Source organism: Pseudomonas sp. BTN1, assembly GCF_001907715.1.
In the GTDB taxonomy this organism is placed as follows: Bacteria; Pseudomonadota; Gammaproteobacteria; order Pseudomonadales; family Pseudomonadaceae; genus Aquipseudomonas; species Aquipseudomonas paracarnis.
In genome coordinates this window covers 57,770-77,448 of record NZ_MPBM01000071.1, presented here as the reverse complement: position 1 = coordinate 77,448, position 19,679 = coordinate 57,770, and the positions used below count along the sequence as shown (strand labels likewise).

Here is a 19,679-nt window from a genome sequence, read left to right as displayed (position 1 = left end):
GTGTCGATCACTGTGGGGCTCCTTTTCAAGTGTGATTGTACAGACCAGCAAATGTTTCAGCGGAAAGTGCCGGGCGCCTTGAATAACAGTGGCTGCGGCCGCTCAGGTCGGCACTGCAAGCTATCAAAGGTAAACAATTGCGGGCGTTCAATCAGGTAGCCCTGAGCGTAATCCACACCTATCTCAAGTAAAGCCTGTTCGATCTGGGGTGTTTCAACAAACTCGGCAATCGTGCGCTTACCCATGACGTGGCCGATGTGGTTGATCACTTCGACCATGGCGCGGTTAATCGGGTCGTCCAGCATATCCTTTACGAAACTTCCATCGATCTTCAGGAAGTCTACAGGTAAATGTTTCAAATATGCGAATGAGGACATTCCGGCGCAAAAATCATCGAGTGAGAAATGGCACCCTAACGCTTTGAGTTCATTAATAAACCGAATCGCGCTGCCCAAATTGGCTATAGCGCTGGTTTCAGTTATTTCAAAACAAATCATTTCCGGTGGAATGTTGTAAGTATCGAATTTCTGACGCAAAAAACCTAAAAAGTCATCATCGCCAATGGTTATGCCTGACAGATTAATCGCACACATGGCCATGGGGCGGCCCGGGCGCTCATGCATGCAACGGGCGATAATCTTGAATACGTTTTCCACTACCCAACGATCCAGGGACGTCATCAACCCGTAGCGTTCGGCCGCCGGAATAAAACTGTTGGGCAAAATGATCCGCCCCGCTTCGTCATGCAGGCGCAAGAGAATTTCGATGTGCCCACTGCCGGCGTCGGTAGGGCCCAAAGGCGCAATTTCCTGGGCGTAAAGGCAAAAGCGGTCTTCCTCAAGCGCAATATGCAGCCGCTGTACCCAGGCCATCTCGCCAAACCGCAGAGACAACTCCGAGTCGTCGACATGGTAGACCTGCACCCGGTTGCGCCCCTTTTCCTTGGCCATGTAGCACGCCATGTCGGCGGCACGCAGGGAGGTTTCCAGGGTGGTCGGGGTTTGCGAGATATGCACCAGGCCGATGCTGACGGTGGTCATGAAGGGCCGACCCTTCCACACGAAGTGCAAGCTCTGCACAGTGTGGCGCAGGCTCTCGGCGATTTTTTCCGCCACCGGCGCCGGGCAGTTCTCCAGCAGGATACCAAACTCGTCGCCGCCCAACCGAGCCAGGGTGTCGCCCTCGCGCAGGTCCGACTGCAGCAACGCGCAGATGTGGCGCAGCAGTTCATCGCCCGCGGCATGGCCACAGGTGTCATTGACCAGCTTGAACTGGTCGAGGTCGAGGAACATCAAGGCATGTCGCCCACTTTGCTGGCGCGCGACCTGTTGCAGCACCTGTTCAAGGCGGAACTCGAACTCGCGACGGTTAGCCAGGCCAGTCAACGCGTCGTGGGTGGCCTGCCATGAAAGGTTGGCGATGTACTGGCGTTCCTGGGTCATGTCATGCAGCACCAGGACCGCACCGCTGACCTTGCCGGCACTGCGGATCGGCGCGCCCACCAGAGTGACCGAGACGGTGCTGCCGTCCAGGCGCTGGATCAGCTTGGAATGCTCGCTGCCGCCGCTGAACTGGCCTTTGACGATGTGTTCAATCAGTGTGAAACCGTCGGGCTCGGCGTTTTCATTCAAAAGCTTGAACAGCGCCGCCAGCGGCAGGCCCTGGGCTTGCTCCGAGCGCCAGTGGGTCAACGCTTCGGCTGCAGGGTTCATATAGGCAATGGCCCCGTCGACGTCGGTGGTAATCACCCCGTCGCCAATCGACTCCAATGTGATCTGCGCCCGCTCCTTCTCCGCTTGCAGCGCATCGGCAAAGGCATGACGCTGGGCCAGCAACTTGTGGGTGCGCAGCAGCGCCAACACGATCAGGCCCAAGGCAGTCGCCAGGTTGGTGATCAACAACAGGCGCAGGATCATCCGCGAACCTTCGCCCAGGGCATCGCTGAACGCCTTGGCAGCGGGCGTCACCCCTTCATTGATGGCCGTGATGCGCGCCTTCCAATGATGGACATCGTCACTGCTGACGTAGCCGGAGGTAATGGCGCCGTGCATCTCCTGAGCCAGCTCATCGAGCTGCACGAGGTAGCCGTCGCCCACCGTCCACAGCTCAATGGCTTTTTCCAGGTAGCTGAAATGACGGAAGTTGAGGTATAGCCAGATCAGGCTGGAAACGTCGTCCGGATGATTACCGCCCTTGAGAATGCCCAAGCGGGCCGCGTCCGTATCGGGGGTGGGACGGTCCAGAGCAATGCGCAATTCATGCCCACCCTGGGGCACGGCAATGGCCTGCTGGTATTTGAGGTAGGTGGCGTCGTTGCGGTTATCGGCGTAGAGGGTCAGGTAGTAGATGGCATCCTTCTGGCCCTTGGACCACAGGCTTTCGCCCGCCACATAGCCCCGCACTGCCGAAAGCACGTAGAGACTGACGCAGCCTAACAATGCCTGGAACAACACGACGGCGATAAAGGGCCAGACAATACCCAGCAGGCGTGGCGTTCCGAGAGTCCGCTTTTGCTTCATGAAGTCCCTTACACATGCACAGCTTGATACGCACGCGAAAATCCGCTCCCGATAGCACAGCCTAAGCTAAATCAACGCACTTGTTGCAAGTGTCCGTACAGTTTGGCGTACAGCCCGCCATCGGCAATCAACTGCTGATGGTCACCATCCTCGGCAATGTGCCCGCCATCGAACACCAGCACTCGGTCAGCCTGCTTCACCGCAGACAGCCGGTGGGCGATGATCAGTGTAGTACGCCCGCTGAGAAACCGCGCCAGTGCCTGGTGCAGGTTGTACTCGGTCGCCGCGTCCAATGCGGAGGTGGCCTCGTCCAGAATCACCACTTTAGGCTCGGCGAGCACCATGCGGGCAATGGCCAGGCGTTGCCGCTGGCCACCGGAAAAGCGCACGCCCGAACGCCCGACCACGCTGTCCAGGCCCAAGGGCAATGCCTTGACAGTAGCATCCAGTTGGGCGATTTCCAGCGCCTGCCAGCAGGCTTGATCGGTGCGGGTGCGGCCCATGGTCAGGTTGGCGCGCACGGTATCGTTGAACAGCGCAGGATGTTGCAGCACCACCGCGACGTTTTCGCGGATGGTCTCCAGGCCGATCTCCTGCTGGGTGGCAGTGCCAAAACGAATGCTGCCGGCCTGCGGCGTGTAGAGCCCCAGCAACAGTTGCACCAGGGTGCTTTTACCGCCGCCGCTGGCGCCGACAATTGCCACCTTTTCACCCGGTGCGATGGCCAGGTTCAACTGGTTGAGTACCAGCTCTTCGCCGTAGCCGAAGTCGAGGCCACGCACTTCGATGCCGACCGTCTCGCGCCCGCTGAACGGGTCTGCGCCGCCTGGGTATTGCGGCTCATCGGCACGCGCCAGCAGCTCGTTGATGCGCGACAGCGCGCCGCCTGCCGCGTAATAGGCGTATTGCAGGTTCAGCAATTGTTCCACCGGGCCAATCATGAACCACAGGTAACTGAACACCGCGAGCATCTGGCCGATGGACAGGTCGGAAAACAGCACGGTGAGCATGGCCGCGGCGCGGAAGATGTCGATACCGAACTGGAACAGCAAGCCACTGGCGCGGCTCGACGCGTCGGTTTTCCATTGGGAATGAATGGCGTAGTCACGCACTTCCTGGGCACGCTGGCCCAGCCGCCCGAGGAAAAAGCCCTGGCGGTTGCCAGCACGTACTTCCTGTATGGCATCGAGGGTTTCGGTCAGCGCCTGGGTAAAGCGTGAAGTACTGTCGTTTTCCAGCTTCTTGAGGTGCTTGACGCGCTTGCCCAACTGCACCGTGGCGTAGATCACCAACGGGTTGAACAACAGGATCAACAACGCCAGTTGCCAATGCATCCACACCAGGATCGCCGAGGTGCCGACCAGGGTCAGCATCGCCACCAGGAAGCGGCTGAGGGTTTCGCCGACGAATTTGTCCAGGGTGTCCAGGTCGGTCACCAAGTGGGTGGTGACCGTACCGCTGCCCAGGCTTTCGTACTCACCCAGGGAGATGCGCTTGAGACGCTCGATCAGGCGCACGCGGATGCGGTACACGATGTCCTTGGCCAAGCGCGCAAACAGCCGCGCCTGCACCACGTTGAACACCAACGCGCCGCAACGCAGGGCCAGGGTGACCAAGAGCATCAGGCCGATATAGCCAGCCGCTTTTTGCCAGCCCAGGGGCAACGCGTGGTTCATCACCTTGAGGGCGGCATCGCCATGGCCCAGTAGCACTTCGTCGACCAGCAACGGCAACAACAGCGGGATAGGCACGCTGCACAGGGTGGCGAGCACGGCGACACTGTTGGCGACCCACAGGGATTTTTTGTGACGCAGGGCCAGGCGGCGAATTTCCGCCCAGGTCAGGCGGTCGGTGCGTGGAGGCTGTTCATACACAGGCAGCTCGCTCCAACCATCGAGCGAGTAACGGCGACAGCTCGGACAGCGGCTGGTAACCATTGGTCAGCAAAGCCAACTGGCCGTTGCGCTCGGCCAGCAGGGTCGGAAACCCGGCAATGCCCAGGTCCTGCACCCAGGTGAAATCGGCCGCCGTGGCCGCGTGCTGATCGGCACGGTCGAACTCGCCGGCAAACTCGATACGTGGAATACCGGCCTGTTCGGCCAGCTCCACCAGCACAGGGGCGAGCGTCACGTCCCGGCCTTCGACATAGAACGCACGCTGGATCAGCCCCAGCAGCTTCCAGGCGCAATCCGGCGCCAGGCTGCGTGCGGTGACGATAGCGCGGCACGCAGGCTCGGTGTCATAGACAAACCCGTCGGGCAATGCGCCTTCTCGCTTGAACGGCTGGCCGGTGGCGTCGGTGACGGCCTGCCAGTGTTCAAGGATGTAGCGCCGGGTAGTCGGCTCCAGCGCCGCGCCGCTGCCGGTGCGCAAGCCGCCCACCACCAGGTGCACGTCCACGCCGGCCGCCTGGGCCTGCTCCACCAGCGCTTGTGCCACCGGGGCAAAGCCCCAGCACCAGGAACACATCGGGTCCATTACATAGAGCAGGCGCGCAGACATGGCTCAGGCCTCGGAAGGGGTTTGCTTGTAGTTGTAACCAATCGGGTGCGGCATGTTGCGGGCCTTGGCCAGTTCGATCTGCTTCTGGCGGTCGATCGCACTGCGACGGGTCTTCTCCGGCAGCTTATCCCAGCAATGGGGGCAACTGATGCCGGCCACATAATGCTCGGAGGCGCGGTCTTCTACGCTCACCGGTGTGCGACAGGCATGACATTGATCGTAGTCGCCTTCGCTCAAGTCGTGGCGCACGGTCACGCGATTGTCGAACACAAAGCAGTCGCCCTGCCATTTGGTTTCTTCCTGGGGCACCTCTTCGAGGTACTTCAGGATACCGCCCTTGAGGTGGTAGACCTCATCGAAGCCTTCGCTGAGCATGTAGCTCGACGCCTTCTCACAGCGAATGCCGCCAGTGCAGAACATGGCGACCTTCTTGTGCTTGGCCGGGTCGAAGTGGGCTTTGATGTAGTCGGGAAATTCGCGAAAACTGGTGGTTTTCGGGTCGATTGCGCCTTCAAAGGTGCCGATGGACACTTCGTAGTCGTTACGGGTGTCGATCAACAATACTTCCGGGTCGCTGATCAGCGCGTTCCAATCCTGCGGGTCGACGTAGGTACCCACCTTTTTGTTCGGGTCCACGCCTTCGACACCCAGGGTCACGATCTCTTTCTTGAGTTTGACCTTGGTGCGGTAGAACGGCTGGTCGTCGCAGTAAGACTCTTTGTGGTCGATGTCGACCATGCGTGGGTCTTTCTTGAGCCAGGCCATCAGGCCGTCAATGCCTTCGCGGCTGCCGGAAACGGTGCCGTTGATGCCTTCTTCGGCGATCAGCAAGGTGCCTTTGATGCCGTTATCGACCATCGCCTGCAACAGGGGCTCGCGCAGGGCGACGTAATCTTCGAGGGTGACGAACTTGTACAGTGCCGCCACGACAATCGGTTGAGTCATGGGTGTTCTCTCCAGGTGGCTACCCTCGTAAGGGGTGAACCGGATGCAAAAAAAACGCGCCGGCTAAGCGGCGCGTTGCGGATTCTATCAGGGTTACCCCATCAATGTCCGCCGGCGCAGGTCGGCGAGGCCGGGGCTGCGCCGATTGTCGCCCATTCTTCGGGCGTATAGGTATGCAGCGCCAGCGCATGAAATTCGCTCATCAGGCTACCCAGGGTGGCGTAGACCTTCTGGTGGCGCTTGACGCGGTTAAGCCCCTCGAACTGCTGGCTGACCAGCACGGCCTTGAAGTGGGTCTGCAACCCACGACTGTGCATGTGGCTTTCATCCAGCACGCTCAAATGCTCCGGGGCCAGGGCGGCAAGGGCCGTTTCGATACGCTGTTGCATGGTCATTCCTGCTTACTTCTTCTTGGCCGGTGCGGCGGCTTTTGGCGCCAGCTCGTTGGTCATGTCTTCCAACAGCTTGTTCACCACCGGTACGGCGCTTTCCAGCTTGGCCTGGGTCATCTGGGCCGACTGCTGGGTCAGCTGGGGCATTTTTTCCAGGACTTTCTTGCCAAGTGGCGACTGGTAGAACGCTACCAGGTCCTTGAGCTCGGATTCGCTGAAGTTGGTGGTGTAGAGCTTGACCATGTCGGGCTTGAGCTTCGGCCAGCCGATGGCCTGGTCCAGAGCGGCGTTGGCCTTGGCCTGGTAGCTGTCCAGTACGGACTGCTTGGCGGCAGGCGCCTTGGTCTGTTCGAAACGCTGGGCGAACATTTGCTGCACTTGCATGTACACCGGGGTCCCCAGCTTGTCAGCATGGGCCAGGGTAAGGAAGGCTTCGGCACTGGCGTTGTGGCTGGCGGTATCGGCAAGAACCTGGCCGCTGGCGCAAACCAGAGCAACCGCGGTACAGATGGCACGAAGACGAGTCATCGAGTTTCCTTTTCTAGCAGGCGAGGTAAGACCCCAAGGGCGACCATTCTGCGCCTAAAAAACCTCGCGGCTCAACCCCACCCCTCGGCAAGCCCTGGTTTCACGGGGCACGAGGGCACAAATGCGCTTTTAGGGAACCCACGCTGGCCGCCAGGGCCTAAACTGACCAATCACGACTGGATAAGGAGGGTGACCGATGAGCCGTATCGAAACCGACAGCCTAGGGGAAGTACAGGTCCCTGATGACGCCTATTGGGGCGCGCAAACCCAACGTTCGCTGGTCAATTTCGCGATTGGCGAGCAGCGCATGCCGCTGGCGGTATTGCATGCCTTGGCCTTGATCAAGAAGGCTGCGGCGCGGGTCAACGACCGTAACGGCGACCTGCCCGCCGATATTGCCCGCCTGATCGAGCAAGCTGCCGACGAGGTTCTGGACGGCCAGCACGACGACCAGTTCCCGCTGGTGGTCTGGCAGACCGGCAGTGGCACCCAGAGCAACATGAACGCCAACGAAGTGATCGCTGGCCGCGCCAACGAACTGGCCGGCAACAACCGCGGCGGCAAGAGCCCGGTGCACCCCAACGATCACGTCAACCGTTCCCAGAGTTCCAACGACTGCTTCCCTACTGCCATGAGCATTGCTGCGGTGCAAGCGGTGAACAAGCAACTGCTGCCAGCGATCGCCACCTTATCCGGTGGCCTGGCGGAATTGGCCGCGCGGCATATGAAGCTGGTCAAGACCGGCCGTACCCACATGATGGATGCCACGCCGATCACCTTCGGCCAGGAGCTTTCGGCGTTTATCGCCCAGCTCGATTACGCCGAGCGTGCGATCCGCAGCGCCCTGCCCGCGGTGTGCGAGCTGGCCCAGGGCGGCACTGCCGTCGGCACCGGCCTCAATGCCCCTCATGGCTTTGGCGAGGCGATTGCTTCCGAACTGGCCGCGTTGTCGGGTTTACCCTTTGTGACCGCGCCGAACAAATTCGCCGCCCTCTCCGGCCATGAGCCGCTGGTGACCCTGCACGGCGCGCTGAAAACTCTGGCCGTGGCGCTGATGAAAATCGCCAACGACCTGCGCCTGCTGGGTTCGGGCCCTCGCGCCGGGCTGGCCGAAGTCAAGTTGCCGGCCAACGAACCGGGCAGTTCGATCATGCCCGGCAAGGTCAACCCGACCCAGTGCGAAGCGCTGTCGATGCTGGCCTGCCAGGTACTGGGCAACGACGTGACCATCGGCATGGCCGCCAGCCAAGGGCACTTGCAGTTGAACGTGTACAAACCGGTGATCATCCACAACCTGCTGGAGTCGATTCGCCTGCTGGCCGATGGCTGCAACAATTTCCAGGAGCATTGCATTGCCGGCCTCGAACCCGACGCCGAGCAAATGGCCCAGCACCTGGAGCGTGGGCTGATGCTGGTCACTGCACTCAACCCGCATATCGGCTACGACAAGTCGGCCGAGATCGCCAAGAAGGCTTACGCCGAAGGGCTGACACTGCGTGAGGCTGCACTGGAACTCGGCTATCTTACCGATGCCGAGTTTGACCAGTGGGTACGCCCGGAAAACATGCTCGGCGCTTAAACTGACATCCGCAGCCGCCGGGCCCTGAGCCCGGCGAGCAGCGAAGGCGCCAGCGCCACCATCGCCGAGCCCGTCACCACCACTAGCGCCCCCACATACCCCAAGGCATTGATCTCTTCGGCTTGCACATAGTCCGGCCACAGCCAGGCCGACACTGCCACCGCCACAAAGGTCACCAACGGCGTCAACGCCAGGGTCGCACTGACCCGCGAGGCTTCCCAATGCGCCAGGGCTTCGGCAAATGCGCCGTAGGCCACCAGCGTATTCATGCAGCACGCCAGCAGCAGCCAGCCTTGCAGCGGGCTCAACTGCAACGCCTCCAGCGGATGTGCCCAAGGGGTGAGCAACAGCGCGCACGACAGATAGATCACCATCATCACCTGCAGCGAATTCCACACCGTCAGCAACTGCTTCTGACCCAGTGCATAGAACACCCAGATGGTGGTGGCGAGCAGGATCGTCAGCACACCGGCGGTGTAGGTGCCCATGGACGTCAGCAATTCCACCAGACGTTGGTTGAAGAACAAACCAAAGCCTGCGATCAGCACCAACAACCCCACTCCCTGCCCCAGGCTGAAGCGCTCCTTGAACACAAACACACTGGCTACCATCAGAAAGATCGGCCCCATCTGCACCACCAACTGCGCCGTGCCCGGGCTGAGCATTTTCAGGCCCACCAGGTACAACACGTAGTTGCCCACCAGGCCACACACCGCCATGCCCACCAGCCACCCACCCTTGGGGCCAAGCACTTTGCGGCTGGGCAGGCGTTTGGTGGCGGCCAGGTAAACGAACAGGCACGTGCCCGCTACCATGAGGCGAAACCAAGTCACAGTGATCGGATCCATCACCTGCAACACTTGCTTGAGCTTGATCGGAAGAATGCCCCACAGAAACGCGGTCAGCAGGGTCAGGAAAAAACCGTAGACCCAGCGGCCGGAAGAAATGTGCATGAATGCCCCAGATGCCAGAGGAAGTGGAACAGGCATTCTAGGGGCAAGTCACTGAGTTCGGATACGTCACAGTCTTGAATGGGGGAGCTGGCTTGCCTGCGATGGCGGTTTATTTGTGCCCAATCTGTCGCTGGCCCACCGCTATCGCAGGCAAGCCAGCTCCCACATTGGCCGTATTCCAACCCGACTCAGCGTACGGCTTCGAAGAGTCCGGTGGCGCCCATCCCGCCCCCCACGCACATGGTGACAATCCCGTAACGCAGGTTGCGCCGTTGCAGCTCGCGCACCAGGTGCCCCACCTGCCGCGAGCCGGTCATGCCGAACGGGTGCCCGATGGAAATCGAGCCGCCGTTGACATTGTATTTGGCATTATCGATCTCCAAGCGATTGCGTGCGTAAAGGCACTGGGAAGCAAAGGCTTCATTGAGTTCCCACACGTCGATATCCGCCACCTGCAAACCCTTGGCCTTGAGCAACTTGGGCACCGAGAACACCGGGCCAATGCCCATTTCATCCGGCTCGCAACCGGCCACGGTAAAGCCACGGAAGAACGCCTTGGGCTTGAGCCCCAATGCCAAGGCTTTTTCCATGCTCATCACCAGGGTCATCGACGCACCGTCGGAAAGCTGCGAGGAGTTACCTGCCGTTACCGAGCCATCCTCGGCAAATACCGGCTTCAGGCCGCTGAGGCTGGCCAGGGTGGTGTCCGGGCGGTTGCAGTCGTCACGGTCGACCACGCCATCCAGGATCTGCACCGCGCCAGTGTTCTTGTCCTCCACCTTGTACTTGACCGCCATCGGCACGATTTCATCGTTGAACAAGCCATCAGCCTGGGCCTGGGCGGTGCGCTGCTGGCTTTGCAGCGCGTAAAGATCCTGGTCTTCGCGGCTGACGTGATAGCGGCGCGCAACGATTTCGGCGGTCTGGCCCATGGGCAAGTAAATGCCCGGCACCTGTTCCTTAAGCAGCGGGTTGATCAGGTTATCGGTGTTGACGCTCTTCATGGTCAGGCTGATGGACTCCACGCCACCGGCAACAATGATGTCGCTGCAGCCCGAAGCGATCTGGTTGGCGGCAATGGCAATCGCCTGCAAGCCCGACGAACAGAAGCGGTTGAGGGTCATGCCCGCCGTACCGGTGCCCAGTTGCGAGAGCACCGCCACGTTACGCCCGATGTTATAGCCCTGGGCGCCTTCGTTGGAGCCGGCACCGACGATGCAGTCTTCTACCGTCGCAGGGTCGATACCGTTGCGGGCCAGCAGCGCATTGACACAATGGGCCGCCATGTCATCGGGGCGGGTCTGGTTGAACTTGCCGCGAAAGGACTTGGCCAGGCCGGTTCGCACGCTGTCGACGATCACTACTTCACGCATGGGCTACCTCAATCTTGTGGTTGTGGGTCGAGGATAGAGCCGGGCCGGGCCGACTGCGATGATCATTCACTGCGTGGATGCAAAAGCATGGGGCCTCTATGGTTCTCTGTAGGAGCGAGCTTGCTCGCGAAAAACTAATAGGCGCCGCGTTCACTCAGGAAGCACGCGTTATCGTTGACGTTTTTCGCGAGCAAGCTCGCTCCTACAGGCTATTTCTTTTTCTTTTTGTCGTGCTTGTCGCTTTTATCAAACGCCTCTTCCAGCGCACGGTTGATGGTGCGCAGCACCTTGACCCGCGCCCAGCGTTTGTCGTTGGCTTCTACCAGGGTCCAAGGCGCCACCTCGGTGCTGGTGCGGTCAACCATGTCGCCCACCGCCGCGCGGTAGTCGTCCCACTTGTCGCGATTGCGCCAGTCGTCTTCAGTAATCTTGAAGCGCTTGAAGGGGATTTCTTCACGGGCCTGGAAGCGTTCCAGCTGCGTCTCCTTGTCGATGGCCAGCCAGAACTTGACCACGATCACGCCCGCATCGCGCAGTTGCTCTTCGAAGTCATTGATCTCGCCATAGGCGCGCATCCAGTCCGCTGGGGTACAGAAGCCTTCGATGCGCTCCACCAGCACGCGACCGTACCAGGAGCGGTCAAACACGGTGAACATGCCGCGCGCCGGGATCTTCTGCCAGAACCGCCACAGATAAGGCTGGGCCCGTTCGTCTTCGCTGGGCGCGGCAATCGGCACGATGTGGTACTGGCGTGGGTCCAGTGCTGCCGCCACACGGCGGATCGCCCCGCCCTTGCCTGCCGCGTCGTTGCCCTCGAATACACTCACCAACGCGTGCTTGCGCATGCGTTTGTCGCGCATCAGCCCAGAGAAGCGCGCCTGCTCGGTAATCAGTTGTTCTTCGTAATCATCCTTGTCCAGGCGCAGGGTCATGTCGAGGCTGTCGAGCAGGCTCTTTTGGTCCACCGAGGCAAGCAACGGCGCCGGGTTCATGCCGCTGGCCTTGACCTTGGCCTGCTTCAGGGCACTTTGCAGCCCATCCAGCAGGATCTTGCCCACGGTCAGCCCACGGTAATGGGGGTCGACGCCTTCGATCACATGCCACGGCGCGTAATCGCGGCTGGTGCGGCGCAGTACACGCTCACCGAAATGCACAAACTTGTCGTAGGTCTTGGACTGCTGCCAGTCCAATGGGCTGATGCGCCAGCTGTGCAGCGGGTCGTCGGCCAGGGCCTTGAGGCGCGCCTTCATCTGTTTTTTGGACAGGTGGAACCAGAACTTGAAGATCAGCGCACCTTCATCGCAGAGCATCTTTTCCAGACGTTCGGCGCCGGCGATGGCCTGGTCCAGGCGCGCATCCTTGATCTGCCCATGCACGCGGCCTTGCAGCATCTGGCTGTACCAGTTGCCGAAGAAAATGCCCATGCGGCCCTTGGCCGGCAGTTGCCGCCAGTAGCGCCAGGCCGGTGGACGCGCCAGTTCTTCGTCGGTCTGCTGGTCGAAGGTGCGCACTTCGATCAGGCGCGGGTCCATCCATTCATTGAGCAGCTTGACGGTTTCACCCTTGCCCGCCCCCTCGATGCCGTTGATGAGGATGATCACCGGGAAGCGTTTCTGCTGTTGCAGCTCGTACTGAACTTCCAGCAAGGCTTCACGCAAGGCCGGCACTTCGGCGTCGTAGGTGTCTTTGTCGATGGCGTGACCGATTTCGGCGGATTCGAACATGGGCAGCTCCGTTTCAAGATGGCTCAAGACTAGCGGATTGGGCCCCGACACGCGCAAGGAAATACAACCCAGCCTTGCCATGGATCAATTCAACGCCGGTTGATCGGCTAGAATGGCCGCCTTGCCTTTGCCCGCTTTCATTTTATGAGCCGCCATGAACCCCATCACCCACGCCCAGCTCGACTGGGATGACCAAGGCCGCCCGCATTCGCGGGTATTCGACGACGTGTATTTCTCCGACCAGTCGGGCCTGGAAGAAACCCGCTACGTGTTCCTGGAGCAGAACCGCTTGCAGGAACGCTTCGCCGCCTTGCCAACAGGTGGGCGCCTGGTGATTGGCGAGACCGGCTTCGGCACCGGTTTGAACTTCCTCTGCGCCTGGCAGTTGTTCGAACAGCACGCAGTCGCCGGTGCGCGGCTGCACTTTGTCAGCGTGGAAAAATACCCCCTCAGCCATGCCGACCTGCAACGCGCCCTCGCCCTCTGGCCCGAACTGCAACCCTTGGCCGAGCAATTGCTGGCGCAATACATTGCCATCCACCAGGGTTTTCAGCGCCTGGTATTGGACAATGGCCGCGTGACCCTGACCCTGTTGATCGGTGATGCGCTGGAACAATTGCCGCAACTGGACGCCCAGGTCGATGCGTGGTTTCTCGACGGGTTCGCCCCGGCGAAAAACCCCGACATGTGGACCGCTGAGCTGTTCGCCCAACTGGCGCGCCTGGCGGCACCGGGCTCGACCATCAGCACCTTCACCAGCACCGGCTGGGTAAGGCGGTTGATCAATGCCGCCGGGTTCAAGATGAAACGCACGCCAGGCATCGGCCATAAGTGGGAGATCCTGCGTGGGGAGTTTGTCGGTTGGCCCGCCGACTTACCCGCGCCGGCCCCACGTAAACCCTGGTTCGCCCGGCCACCCGCCATCGAGGGAGAACGTCATGCCCTGGTCATCGGCGGTGGCCTGGCCGGTTGCGCGACCGCCGCCAGCCTGGCCGCCCGGGGTTGGCGTGTCAGCCTTCTGGAGCGCCATGCCGGCCTGGCACAGGAAGCTTCGGGCAACCCACAGGGTGTGTTGTACCTCAAGCTTTCGGCCCATGGCACGGCCTTGTCCCAACTGATAGTCAGCGGTTTTGGCCACACCCGACGCCTGCTGGAACATTTGCACCGAGGTGTCGATTGGGACGGCTGTGGCGTGTTGCAACTGGCGTTTGACGCCAAAGAGATCCAGCGTCAGGCTCAATTGGCCAACGCCTTTGCTCCGGACCTGCTGCATCTGCTGGACCGCGAGCAAGCGCAGCAAAAGGCGGGAATCGAACTGGCCCACGGCGGGTTGTTTTTTCCACAGGGCGGTTGGGTGCATCCGCCCGCGCTGTGCCAGTGGCAGGCGAAACATCCACTGATTGAAGTGCTCACCCACCACGAGGCCCTGGAACTGCGCCGGCTCGACGACCAATGGCAAGCCCGCGCCGGTGACCGCGTATTGGCCAGCGCCAGTGTCGTGGTGCTCGCCGGGGCTGCGGAGATCAAGCGTTTCCCCTTCAGTGCAGACATACCGCTCAAGCGCATCCGTGGGCAGATCACTCGGCTGGCGCAAACCTGCGCGAGTAAAGCGCTGGCCACGGTGGTCTGTGCCGAAGGCTACGTCGCGCCGGCCCGGCTTGGCGAACACACCCTGGGCGCGAGTTTCGACTTCAACAATCAAGACCTCACGCCCACGCCCGCCGAACACCATGGCAACCTGCAGATGCTGGGTGAGATTTCTACCGACCTGCTGCAACGCCTGGGTGCTGATCGCTTGACACCCGAACAGCTGGAGGGCCGTGCCGCGTTTCGTTGTACCAGCCCCGACTACCTGCCCATCGTTGGGCCACTGGCTGACCATGCGGCGTTTGAGCAGGCTTATGCGGTACTGGGCAAAGACGCGCGGCAAGTGCCGCAAACGCCATGTCCGTGGCTGCCGGGGCTGTTTCTCAACAGCGGCCATGGCTCGCGTGGATTGATCACCGCGCCGTTGTGCGGCGAACTATTGGCTGCGTGGCTGAGTGATGAGCCCCTGCCCGTGCCCACCAGCGTGGCCGAGGCTTGCCACCCCAATCGATTTGCCCTGCGCGCGCTGGTGCGAGGCCAGGGCGCTGCACAAAAAAAGCCGGATTAAAGGCAAGGCGGCGATCTGGCTTATAACTTATCGGTCTAAAACTCCACGCATAGCACTGGGTCAGTTTCTGGGTACGCGCCCTTTTGGGCGTATTGAGTGTTGACCCCTCCCCAACGGAAAAACCGGTAAGGAACTTATGTGTGGACTAGCTGGCGAGTTACGCTTTGATCATCAACCTGCCGACCTGGCAGCCGTAGAACGCATCACCCATCACCTCGCCCCCCGAGGCCCCGACGCCTGGGGCTTTCATGCCCAAGGGCCGATTGCACTGGGCCACCGCCGCCTGAAGATCATGGACCTGTCGGACGGCTCTGCCCAACCGATGGTCGACGCCCATCTGGGGCTGTCCCTGGCGTTCAATGGCGCTATCTATAATTTCCCGGAGCTGCGCCAAGAGCTGGAAGCCCTGGGTTACGCCTTCTATTCCGGTGGCGACACCGAAGTGTTGCTCAAGGGTTATCACGCCTGGGGCGAAGCGCTGCTGCCCAAGCTCAACGGCATGTTCGCTTTCGCCATCTGGGAGCGTGATGCCCAGCGTCTGTTCATCGCTCGTGACCGTCTCGGTGTGAAGCCCTTGTACCTGTCGCGCACCGGCCAGCGCCTGCGTTTCGCCTCGGCGTTGCCAGCGTTGCTCAAGGGTGGGGATATCAACCCGATCCTCGATCCGGTCGCCCTCAACCACTACCTGAATTTCCACGCCGTGGTCCCCGCGCCGCGCACGCTGTTGGCCGGCATCGAAAAGCTGCCGCCCGCCAGTTGGATGCGCATCGACGCCAGCGGCAAGACTGAACAGAAAACCTGGTGGACCCTGCCCTACGGCCCCCATGAGGACGAAAAACACCTGACCCTGGAAGACTGGACCGACCGCGTGCTCGACAGCACCCGCGAAGCCGTGGCCATCCGCCAACGTGCGGCGGTGGATGTGGGTGTGCTGCTGTCAGGCGGCGTCGATTCGAGCATGCTCGTCGGCCTGCTGCGTGAAGTGGGCGTGGAGGATTTGTCGACCTTCTCCATCGGCTTTGAAGACGCCGGCGGCGAACGTGGCGATGAGTTCCAGTACTCAGACCTGATCGCCAAACACTACGGCACCCATCACCACCAACTGCGCATCGCCGAAAGCGAGATCATCGAGCAACTGCCAGCAGCCTTCCGCGCCATGAGCGAGCCGATGGTCAGCCATGACTGCATCGCCTTCTACCTGCTGTCGCGGGAAGTGGCCAAGGATTGCAAAGTGGTGCAGAGCGGCCAGGGCGCCGATGAACTGTTCGCCGGTTACCACTGGTACCCGCAAGTGGACGGTGCCAGCGACCCGTACGCGGCCTACCGCGAGGCGTTTTTCGACCGCAGCTACGACGACTACGCGGCGACCGTCGCGCCCCAATGGCTGACCGCCAACGACGCTGCCGGCGATTTCGTGCGCGAGCACTTTGCAATGCCGGGCGCCGACGCGGCGGTGGACAAGGCCCTGCGTCTGGACAGCACGGTGATGCTGGTGGACGACCCGGTCAAACGCGTCGACAACATGACCATGGCCTGGGGCCTGGAAGCGCGCACACCGTTCCTCGACTACCGCCTGGTAGAACTGTCGGCCCGTGTGCCGGCCCAGTTCAAGCTGCCCGACGGCGGCAAACAGGTGCTCAAGGAAGCGGCGCGCCGGGTGATCCCCAGCGAAGTCATCGACCGCAAGAAAGGCTACTTCCCCGTGCCCGGCCTCAAGCATCTGCAGGGCGACACCTTGAACTGGGTGCGCGAGTTGCTGCTGGACCCGAGCCAGGACCGCTGGCTGTTCAACCCGGCCATGCTCGACCGCTTGCTCACCGACCCACAAGGCCAATTGACCCCGCTGCGCGGCTCCAAGCTGTGGCAGCTGGCAGCGCTGAACCTGTGGCTGAGCGAACAAGGAATCTGATCCATGAAACCGAATGCCGCGGCTTACAGCCAACGCTTACTCAAGGGCCAGGCGCCGACCTACGAGCGCCTGCAAGCGCGCCTGGCCGAAGATGGCAGCGCACTGGCCGCCGACCCGATTGCCGTGCATTGCGGCTGGGGCCGTTTGTTGATCGGCCACACCTTTCCCGACCCGGCAAGCCTGGCCCAGGAACTGCTCAACGAGCAGCCCGGGGAGCGCGATATCGCCCTGTACGTGGCAGCGCCCCAGCAAATCCTGGGCATTGACCCGCAGCAACTGTTCCTCGACCCGTCCGACACCCTGCGCCTGTGGTTCACCGACTACCGCCCGGCCACCCGTGTATTTCGCGGCTTTCGTATTCGCCGGGTACAGAGTGAGGCCGACTGGCAAGCGGTCAACCACTTGTACCAGGGCCGCGGGATGCTGCCCATCGACCCGGAACGCCTCACCCCACGTCATCAAGGCGGCCCGGTGTACTGGCTGGCCGAAGATGAAGACAGCGGCGCGGTGATTGGCAGCGTGATGGGCCTCAACCATCACAAGGCCTTCCACGACCCGGAGAACGGTTGCAGCCTCTGGTGTTTGGCCGTCGACCCTCAATGCACCCGCCCTGGCGTCGGTGAAGTGTTGGTGCGCCACTTGGTGGAGCACTTCATGAGCCGAGGCTTGAGCTACCTGGACTTGTCGGTGCTGCACGATAACCGCCAGGCCAAGAGCCTTTACGCCAAGCTCGGCTTTCGGGCGTTGACCACCTTTGCAATCAAGCGCAAGAACGGCATCAATCAACCGCTGTTTCTGGGCCCGGGGCCTCAGGCGGAGTTCAACCCTTACGCGCGCATCATTGTCGAAGAAGCCCACCGACGCGGTATTGATGTGCACGTTGACGACGCCGATGCGGGCCTGTTCACCCTCAGCCACGGCGGGCGTCGCGTGCGTTGTCGTGAGTCCCTGAGCGACCTGACCAGCGCCATCAGCATGACCCTGTGCCAGGACAAGAGCCTGACCCACAAGGTGCTCAAGGCGGCGGGCCTGCAGGTGCCGGTGCAACAGTTGGCGGGCAGTGCTGACGACAACCTGGAGTTTCTCGACGAACACCAGCGCATCGTGGTCAAGCCGCTGGATGGCGAGCAAGGCCATGGCGTCGCAGTGGATCTGCGCAGCATCGAAGACGTGCAGCAGGCGATCGAAGCGGCGCGCCAGTTCGACAGCCGCGTGTTGCTGGAAAGCTTCCACGAAGGCCTGGACCTGCGGATTCTGGTGATCGGTTTTGAAGTGGTCGCGGCTGCGATTCGTCGCCCTGCCGAAGTGATCGGCGACGGCCAACATTCAATTCGCGCGTTGATCCAGGTGCAAAGCCGTCGTCGCCAGGCGGCCACCGATGGCGAGAGCAAAATCCCGCTGGATGCAGAAACCGAGCGCACCCTCAAAGCCGCAGGTTACGACTACAACAGCATCCTGCCCCGTGGCGTGCAACTGGCCGTGCGACGCACCGCCAACCTGCACACCGGGGGTTGCCTGGAAGATGTCACGGCGATCCTGCACCCGACACTGGTGGATGCAGCCGTACGTGCGGCCCGTGCCCTGGATATCCCTATGGTCGGCCTGGACCTGATGGTACCTGCGGCCGACCAGCCAGAGTATGTGTTTATCGAAGCCAACGAACGGGCCGGCCTGGCCAACCATGAACCGCAACCCACGGCTGAGAAGTTTGTGGATTTGTTGTTCCCACACAGTCAGCCGGCTACCTGAGTGATGTGTCGCCTGTACCGGCGCCTTCGCGAGCAAGCCCGCTCCCACAGTTGACCGCATTCCAATGTGGGAGCGGGCTTGCTCGCGAAGAGGCCGGCACAGGCAACGAAGCTCTACCCCTCATCGAAACCATCGATGCCCTCAACTCATCAGGAGTTTCCATGACCCGAACCATTCCCGAACCCGATCTCGCGTACCTGCAAAAAGTGCTGCTGGAAATGCTCGCCATTCCCAGCCCCACCGGCTTTACCGACACCATCGTGCGCTACGTCGCCGAGCGCCTGGAAGAACTCGGCATCCCGTTTGAAATGACCCGGCGCGGCACCATTCGCGCCACCCTCAAGGGCCAGAAAAACAGCCCTGACCGCGCCGTCTCCGCCCACCTGGACACCATCGGCGCCGCCGTGCGTGCGATCAAGGACAACGGGCGCCTGACCTTGGCGCCGGTGGGCTGCTGGTCGAGCCGCTTTGCCGAAGGTAGCCGGGTCAGCCTGTTCACCGACAACGGCGTGATTCGCGGCAGCGTATTACCGCTGATGGCCTCCGGGCACGCATTCAACACCGCCGTGGATGAAATGCCGGTGAGCTGGGACCATGTCGAGCTGCGCCTGGACGCCTACTGCGCCACGCGTGCCGACTGCGACTCCCTGGGAATCAGTGTGGGTGACTACGTGGCGTTCGACCCACTGCCCGAGTTCACCGAGAGCGGGCATATCAGCGCTCGCCACCTGGACGACAAGGCCGGCGTCGCCGCCCTGCTCGCCGCGCTCAAGGCCATCATCGACAGTGGCGAACCCTTGCTGATCGACTGCCACCCGCTGTTCACCATTACCGAGGAAACCGGCAGTGGCGCAGCGGCCGCCCTGCCCTGGGATGTGAGTGAGTTTGTCGGCATCGATATCGCCCCGGTCGCCCCCGGCCAGCACTCCAGCGAACATGCGGTGAGCGTGGCCATGCAGGACTCCGGCGGGCCCTATGACTATCACCTGTCCCGCCACTTGCTGCGCCTGGCGTCGGACAACGACCTGCCGGTACGCCGCGATCTGTTCCGCTATTACTTCAGCGATGCGCACTCGGCGGTCACCGCCGGCCATGACATTCGCACTGCATTACTGGCCTTCGGTTGTGACGCCACCCATGGTTACGAGCGTACCCATATCGACAGCCTCGCCGCCCTGAGCCGCTTGCTGGGCGCTTACATCCTCAGCCCGCCGGTATTTGCCAGCGATGCGCAACCGGCCCAGGGCTCACTGGATCGGTTCAGTCATCAGATCGAGCATGAAACGCAAATGGAGAGCGACACCCGCGTGCCGTCGGTGGACAGCCTGGTCGGCCAGAAGTCCTGACGCGG

Annotated in this window: 14 protein-coding genes; 5 read left to right on the top strand and 9 right to left on the bottom strand. The window is 61.6% G+C overall.

Annotated features, from left to right (window positions below; translation table 11 throughout):
• Window positions 1–56: 56 nt before the first annotated feature.
• The 6 genes from BMH52_RS26235 to BMH52_RS26210 all read right to left on the bottom strand — a co-directional run bounded on the left by BMH52_RS26235 (window position 57) and on the right by BMH52_RS26210 (window position 6,886).
• Window positions 57–2,519: an EAL domain-containing protein gene (locus tag BMH52_RS26235; protein ID WP_014719253.1), complete on the bottom strand. Its 2,463-nt coding sequence runs from the start codon at window positions 2,517–2,519 to the stop codon at window positions 57–59.
• 71 nt (window positions 2,520–2,590) lie between these two features.
• The gene (locus BMH52_RS26230; protein WP_072433742.1) at window positions 2,591–4,393 is read right to left on the bottom strand and encodes an ABC transporter ATP-binding protein; all 1,803 of its coding nucleotides are present in this window, start codon (window positions 4,391–4,393) and stop codon (window positions 2,591–2,593) included.
• Window positions 4,386–5,021 (bottom strand): DsbA family protein, encoded by a 636-nt coding sequence (locus BMH52_RS26225; protein WP_058410342.1) that lies wholly within the window; start codon window positions 5,019–5,021, stop codon window positions 4,386–4,388. Before BMH52_RS26225 ends, BMH52_RS26230 begins: the two co-directional genes overlap by 8 nt.
• Before the next feature lie 3 nt (window positions 5,022–5,024).
• The gene (locus tag BMH52_RS26220) at window positions 5,025–5,966 is read right to left on the bottom strand and encodes a rhodanese-related sulfurtransferase (protein ID WP_019817587.1); all 942 of its coding nucleotides are present in this window, start codon (window positions 5,964–5,966) and stop codon (window positions 5,025–5,027) included.
• A gap of 101 nt (window positions 5,967–6,067) precedes the next feature.
• Entirely contained in the window at window positions 6,068–6,361 is a 294-nt protein-coding gene (locus BMH52_RS26215; RefSeq protein WP_014719257.1) for a BolA family transcriptional regulator, read from the bottom strand.
• A gap of 6 nt (window positions 6,362–6,367) precedes the next feature.
• Window positions 6,368–6,886 carry a DUF2059 domain-containing protein gene (locus tag BMH52_RS26210; RefSeq protein ID WP_014719258.1) on the bottom strand — a complete coding sequence of 173 codons (519 nt, stop codon included), beginning with the start codon at window positions 6,884–6,886 and terminating at the stop codon, window positions 6,368–6,370.
• A 196-nt stretch (window positions 6,887–7,082) separates the two neighbouring features.
• Here BMH52_RS26210 and BMH52_RS26205 point away from each other — a divergent pair, with 196 nt between their 5' ends.
• Window positions 7,083–8,465, top strand: coding sequence for a class II fumarate hydratase (locus BMH52_RS26205; protein WP_014719259.1), 1,383 nt, complete (start codon window positions 7,083–7,085; stop codon window positions 8,463–8,465).
• Here the strand turns inward: BMH52_RS26205 and BMH52_RS26200 are convergent.
• From BMH52_RS26200 to pap, 3 genes are all read right to left on the bottom strand, one after another.
• Window positions 8,462–9,418, bottom strand: a complete 957-nt coding sequence (locus BMH52_RS26200; RefSeq protein WP_073845536.1) for a DMT family transporter — start codon at window positions 9,416–9,418, stop codon at window positions 8,462–8,464. The genes BMH52_RS26205 and BMH52_RS26200 overlap by 4 nt on opposite strands.
• 188 nt (window positions 9,419–9,606) lie before the next feature.
• Window positions 9,607–10,791, bottom strand: a complete 1,185-nt coding sequence (locus BMH52_RS26195) for a thiolase family protein (protein ID WP_073845534.1) — start codon at window positions 10,789–10,791, stop codon at window positions 9,607–9,609.
• 209 nt (window positions 10,792–11,000) lie between these two features.
• Complete coding sequence (gene pap, locus BMH52_RS26190) at window positions 11,001–12,515, bottom strand: polyphosphate:AMP phosphotransferase (RefSeq protein WP_014719262.1); 1,515 nt, start codon at window positions 12,513–12,515, stop codon at window positions 11,001–11,003.
• A 154-nt stretch (window positions 12,516–12,669) separates the two neighbouring features.
• Here pap and mnmC point away from each other — a divergent pair, with 154 nt between their 5' ends.
• The 4 genes from mnmC (at window position 12,670) to BMH52_RS26170 (ending at window position 19,674) form a co-directional block, all read left to right on the top strand.
• Window positions 12,670–14,670: a bifunctional tRNA (5-methylaminomethyl-2-thiouridine)(34)-methyltransferase MnmD/FAD-dependent 5-carboxymethylaminomethyl-2-thiouridine(34) oxidoreductase MnmC gene (gene mnmC / locus BMH52_RS26185; protein WP_073845532.1), complete on the top strand. Its 2,001-nt coding sequence runs from the start codon at window positions 12,670–12,672 to the stop codon at window positions 14,668–14,670.
• 136 nt (window positions 14,671–14,806) lie between these two features.
• Window positions 14,807–16,579, top strand: a complete 1,773-nt coding sequence (locus BMH52_RS26180) for an N-acetylglutaminylglutamine amidotransferase (protein ID WP_073845530.1) — start codon at window positions 14,807–14,809, stop codon at window positions 16,577–16,579.
• Between the two features lie 3 nt (window positions 16,580–16,582).
• On the top strand, window positions 16,583–18,328 hold the full coding sequence (gene ngg, locus BMH52_RS26175) for an N-acetylglutaminylglutamine synthetase (protein ID WP_073845528.1): 1,746 nt from the start codon (window positions 16,583–16,585) through the stop codon (window positions 18,326–18,328).
• A 161-nt stretch (window positions 18,329–18,489) separates the two neighbouring features.
• Entirely contained in the window at window positions 18,490–19,674 is a 1,185-nt protein-coding gene (locus BMH52_RS26170) for an osmoprotectant NAGGN system M42 family peptidase (RefSeq protein ID WP_020302247.1), read from the top strand.
• The last annotated feature ends 5 nt before the right edge of the window (window positions 19,675–19,679 follow it).

Coding starts and splice junctions, on each gene's coding strand:
- BMH52_RS26235 (WP_014719253.1), bottom strand. CDS start 2,519: ATGAAGCAAAAGCGGACTCTCGGAACGCCACGCCTGCTGGGTATTGTC.
- BMH52_RS26225 (WP_058410342.1), bottom strand. CDS start 5,021: ATGTCTGCGCGCCTGCTCTATGTAATGGACCCGATGTGTTCCTGGTGC.
- BMH52_RS26220 (WP_019817587.1), bottom strand. CDS start 5,966: ATGACTCAACCGATTGTCGTGGCGGCACTGTACAAGTTCGTCACCCTC.
- BMH52_RS26215 (WP_014719257.1), bottom strand. CDS start 6,361: ATGACCATGCAACAGCGTATCGAAACGGCCCTTGCCGCCCTGGCCCCG.
- BMH52_RS26210 (WP_014719258.1), bottom strand. CDS start 6,886: ATGACTCGTCTTCGTGCCATCTGTACCGCGGTTGCTCTGGTTTGCGCC.
- BMH52_RS26205 (WP_014719259.1), top strand. CDS start 7,083: ATGAGCCGTATCGAAACCGACAGCCTAGGGGAAGTACAGGTCCCTGAT.
- BMH52_RS26200 (WP_073845536.1), bottom strand. CDS start 9,418: ATGCACATTTCTTCCGGCCGCTGGGTCTACGGTTTTTTCCTGACCCTG.
- BMH52_RS26195 (WP_073845534.1), bottom strand. CDS start 10,791: ATGCGTGAAGTAGTGATCGTCGACAGCGTGCGAACCGGCCTGGCCAAG.
- pap (WP_014719262.1), bottom strand. CDS start 12,515: ATGTTCGAATCCGCCGAAATCGGTCACGCCATCGACAAAGACACCTAC.
- mnmC (WP_073845532.1), top strand. CDS start 12,670: ATGAACCCCATCACCCACGCCCAGCTCGACTGGGATGACCAAGGCCGC.
- BMH52_RS26180 (WP_073845530.1), top strand. CDS start 14,807: ATGTGTGGACTAGCTGGCGAGTTACGCTTTGATCATCAACCTGCCGAC.
- ngg (WP_073845528.1), top strand. CDS start 16,583: ATGAAACCGAATGCCGCGGCTTACAGCCAACGCTTACTCAAGGGCCAG.
- BMH52_RS26170 (WP_020302247.1), top strand. CDS start 18,490: ATGACCCGAACCATTCCCGAACCCGATCTCGCGTACCTGCAAAAAGTG.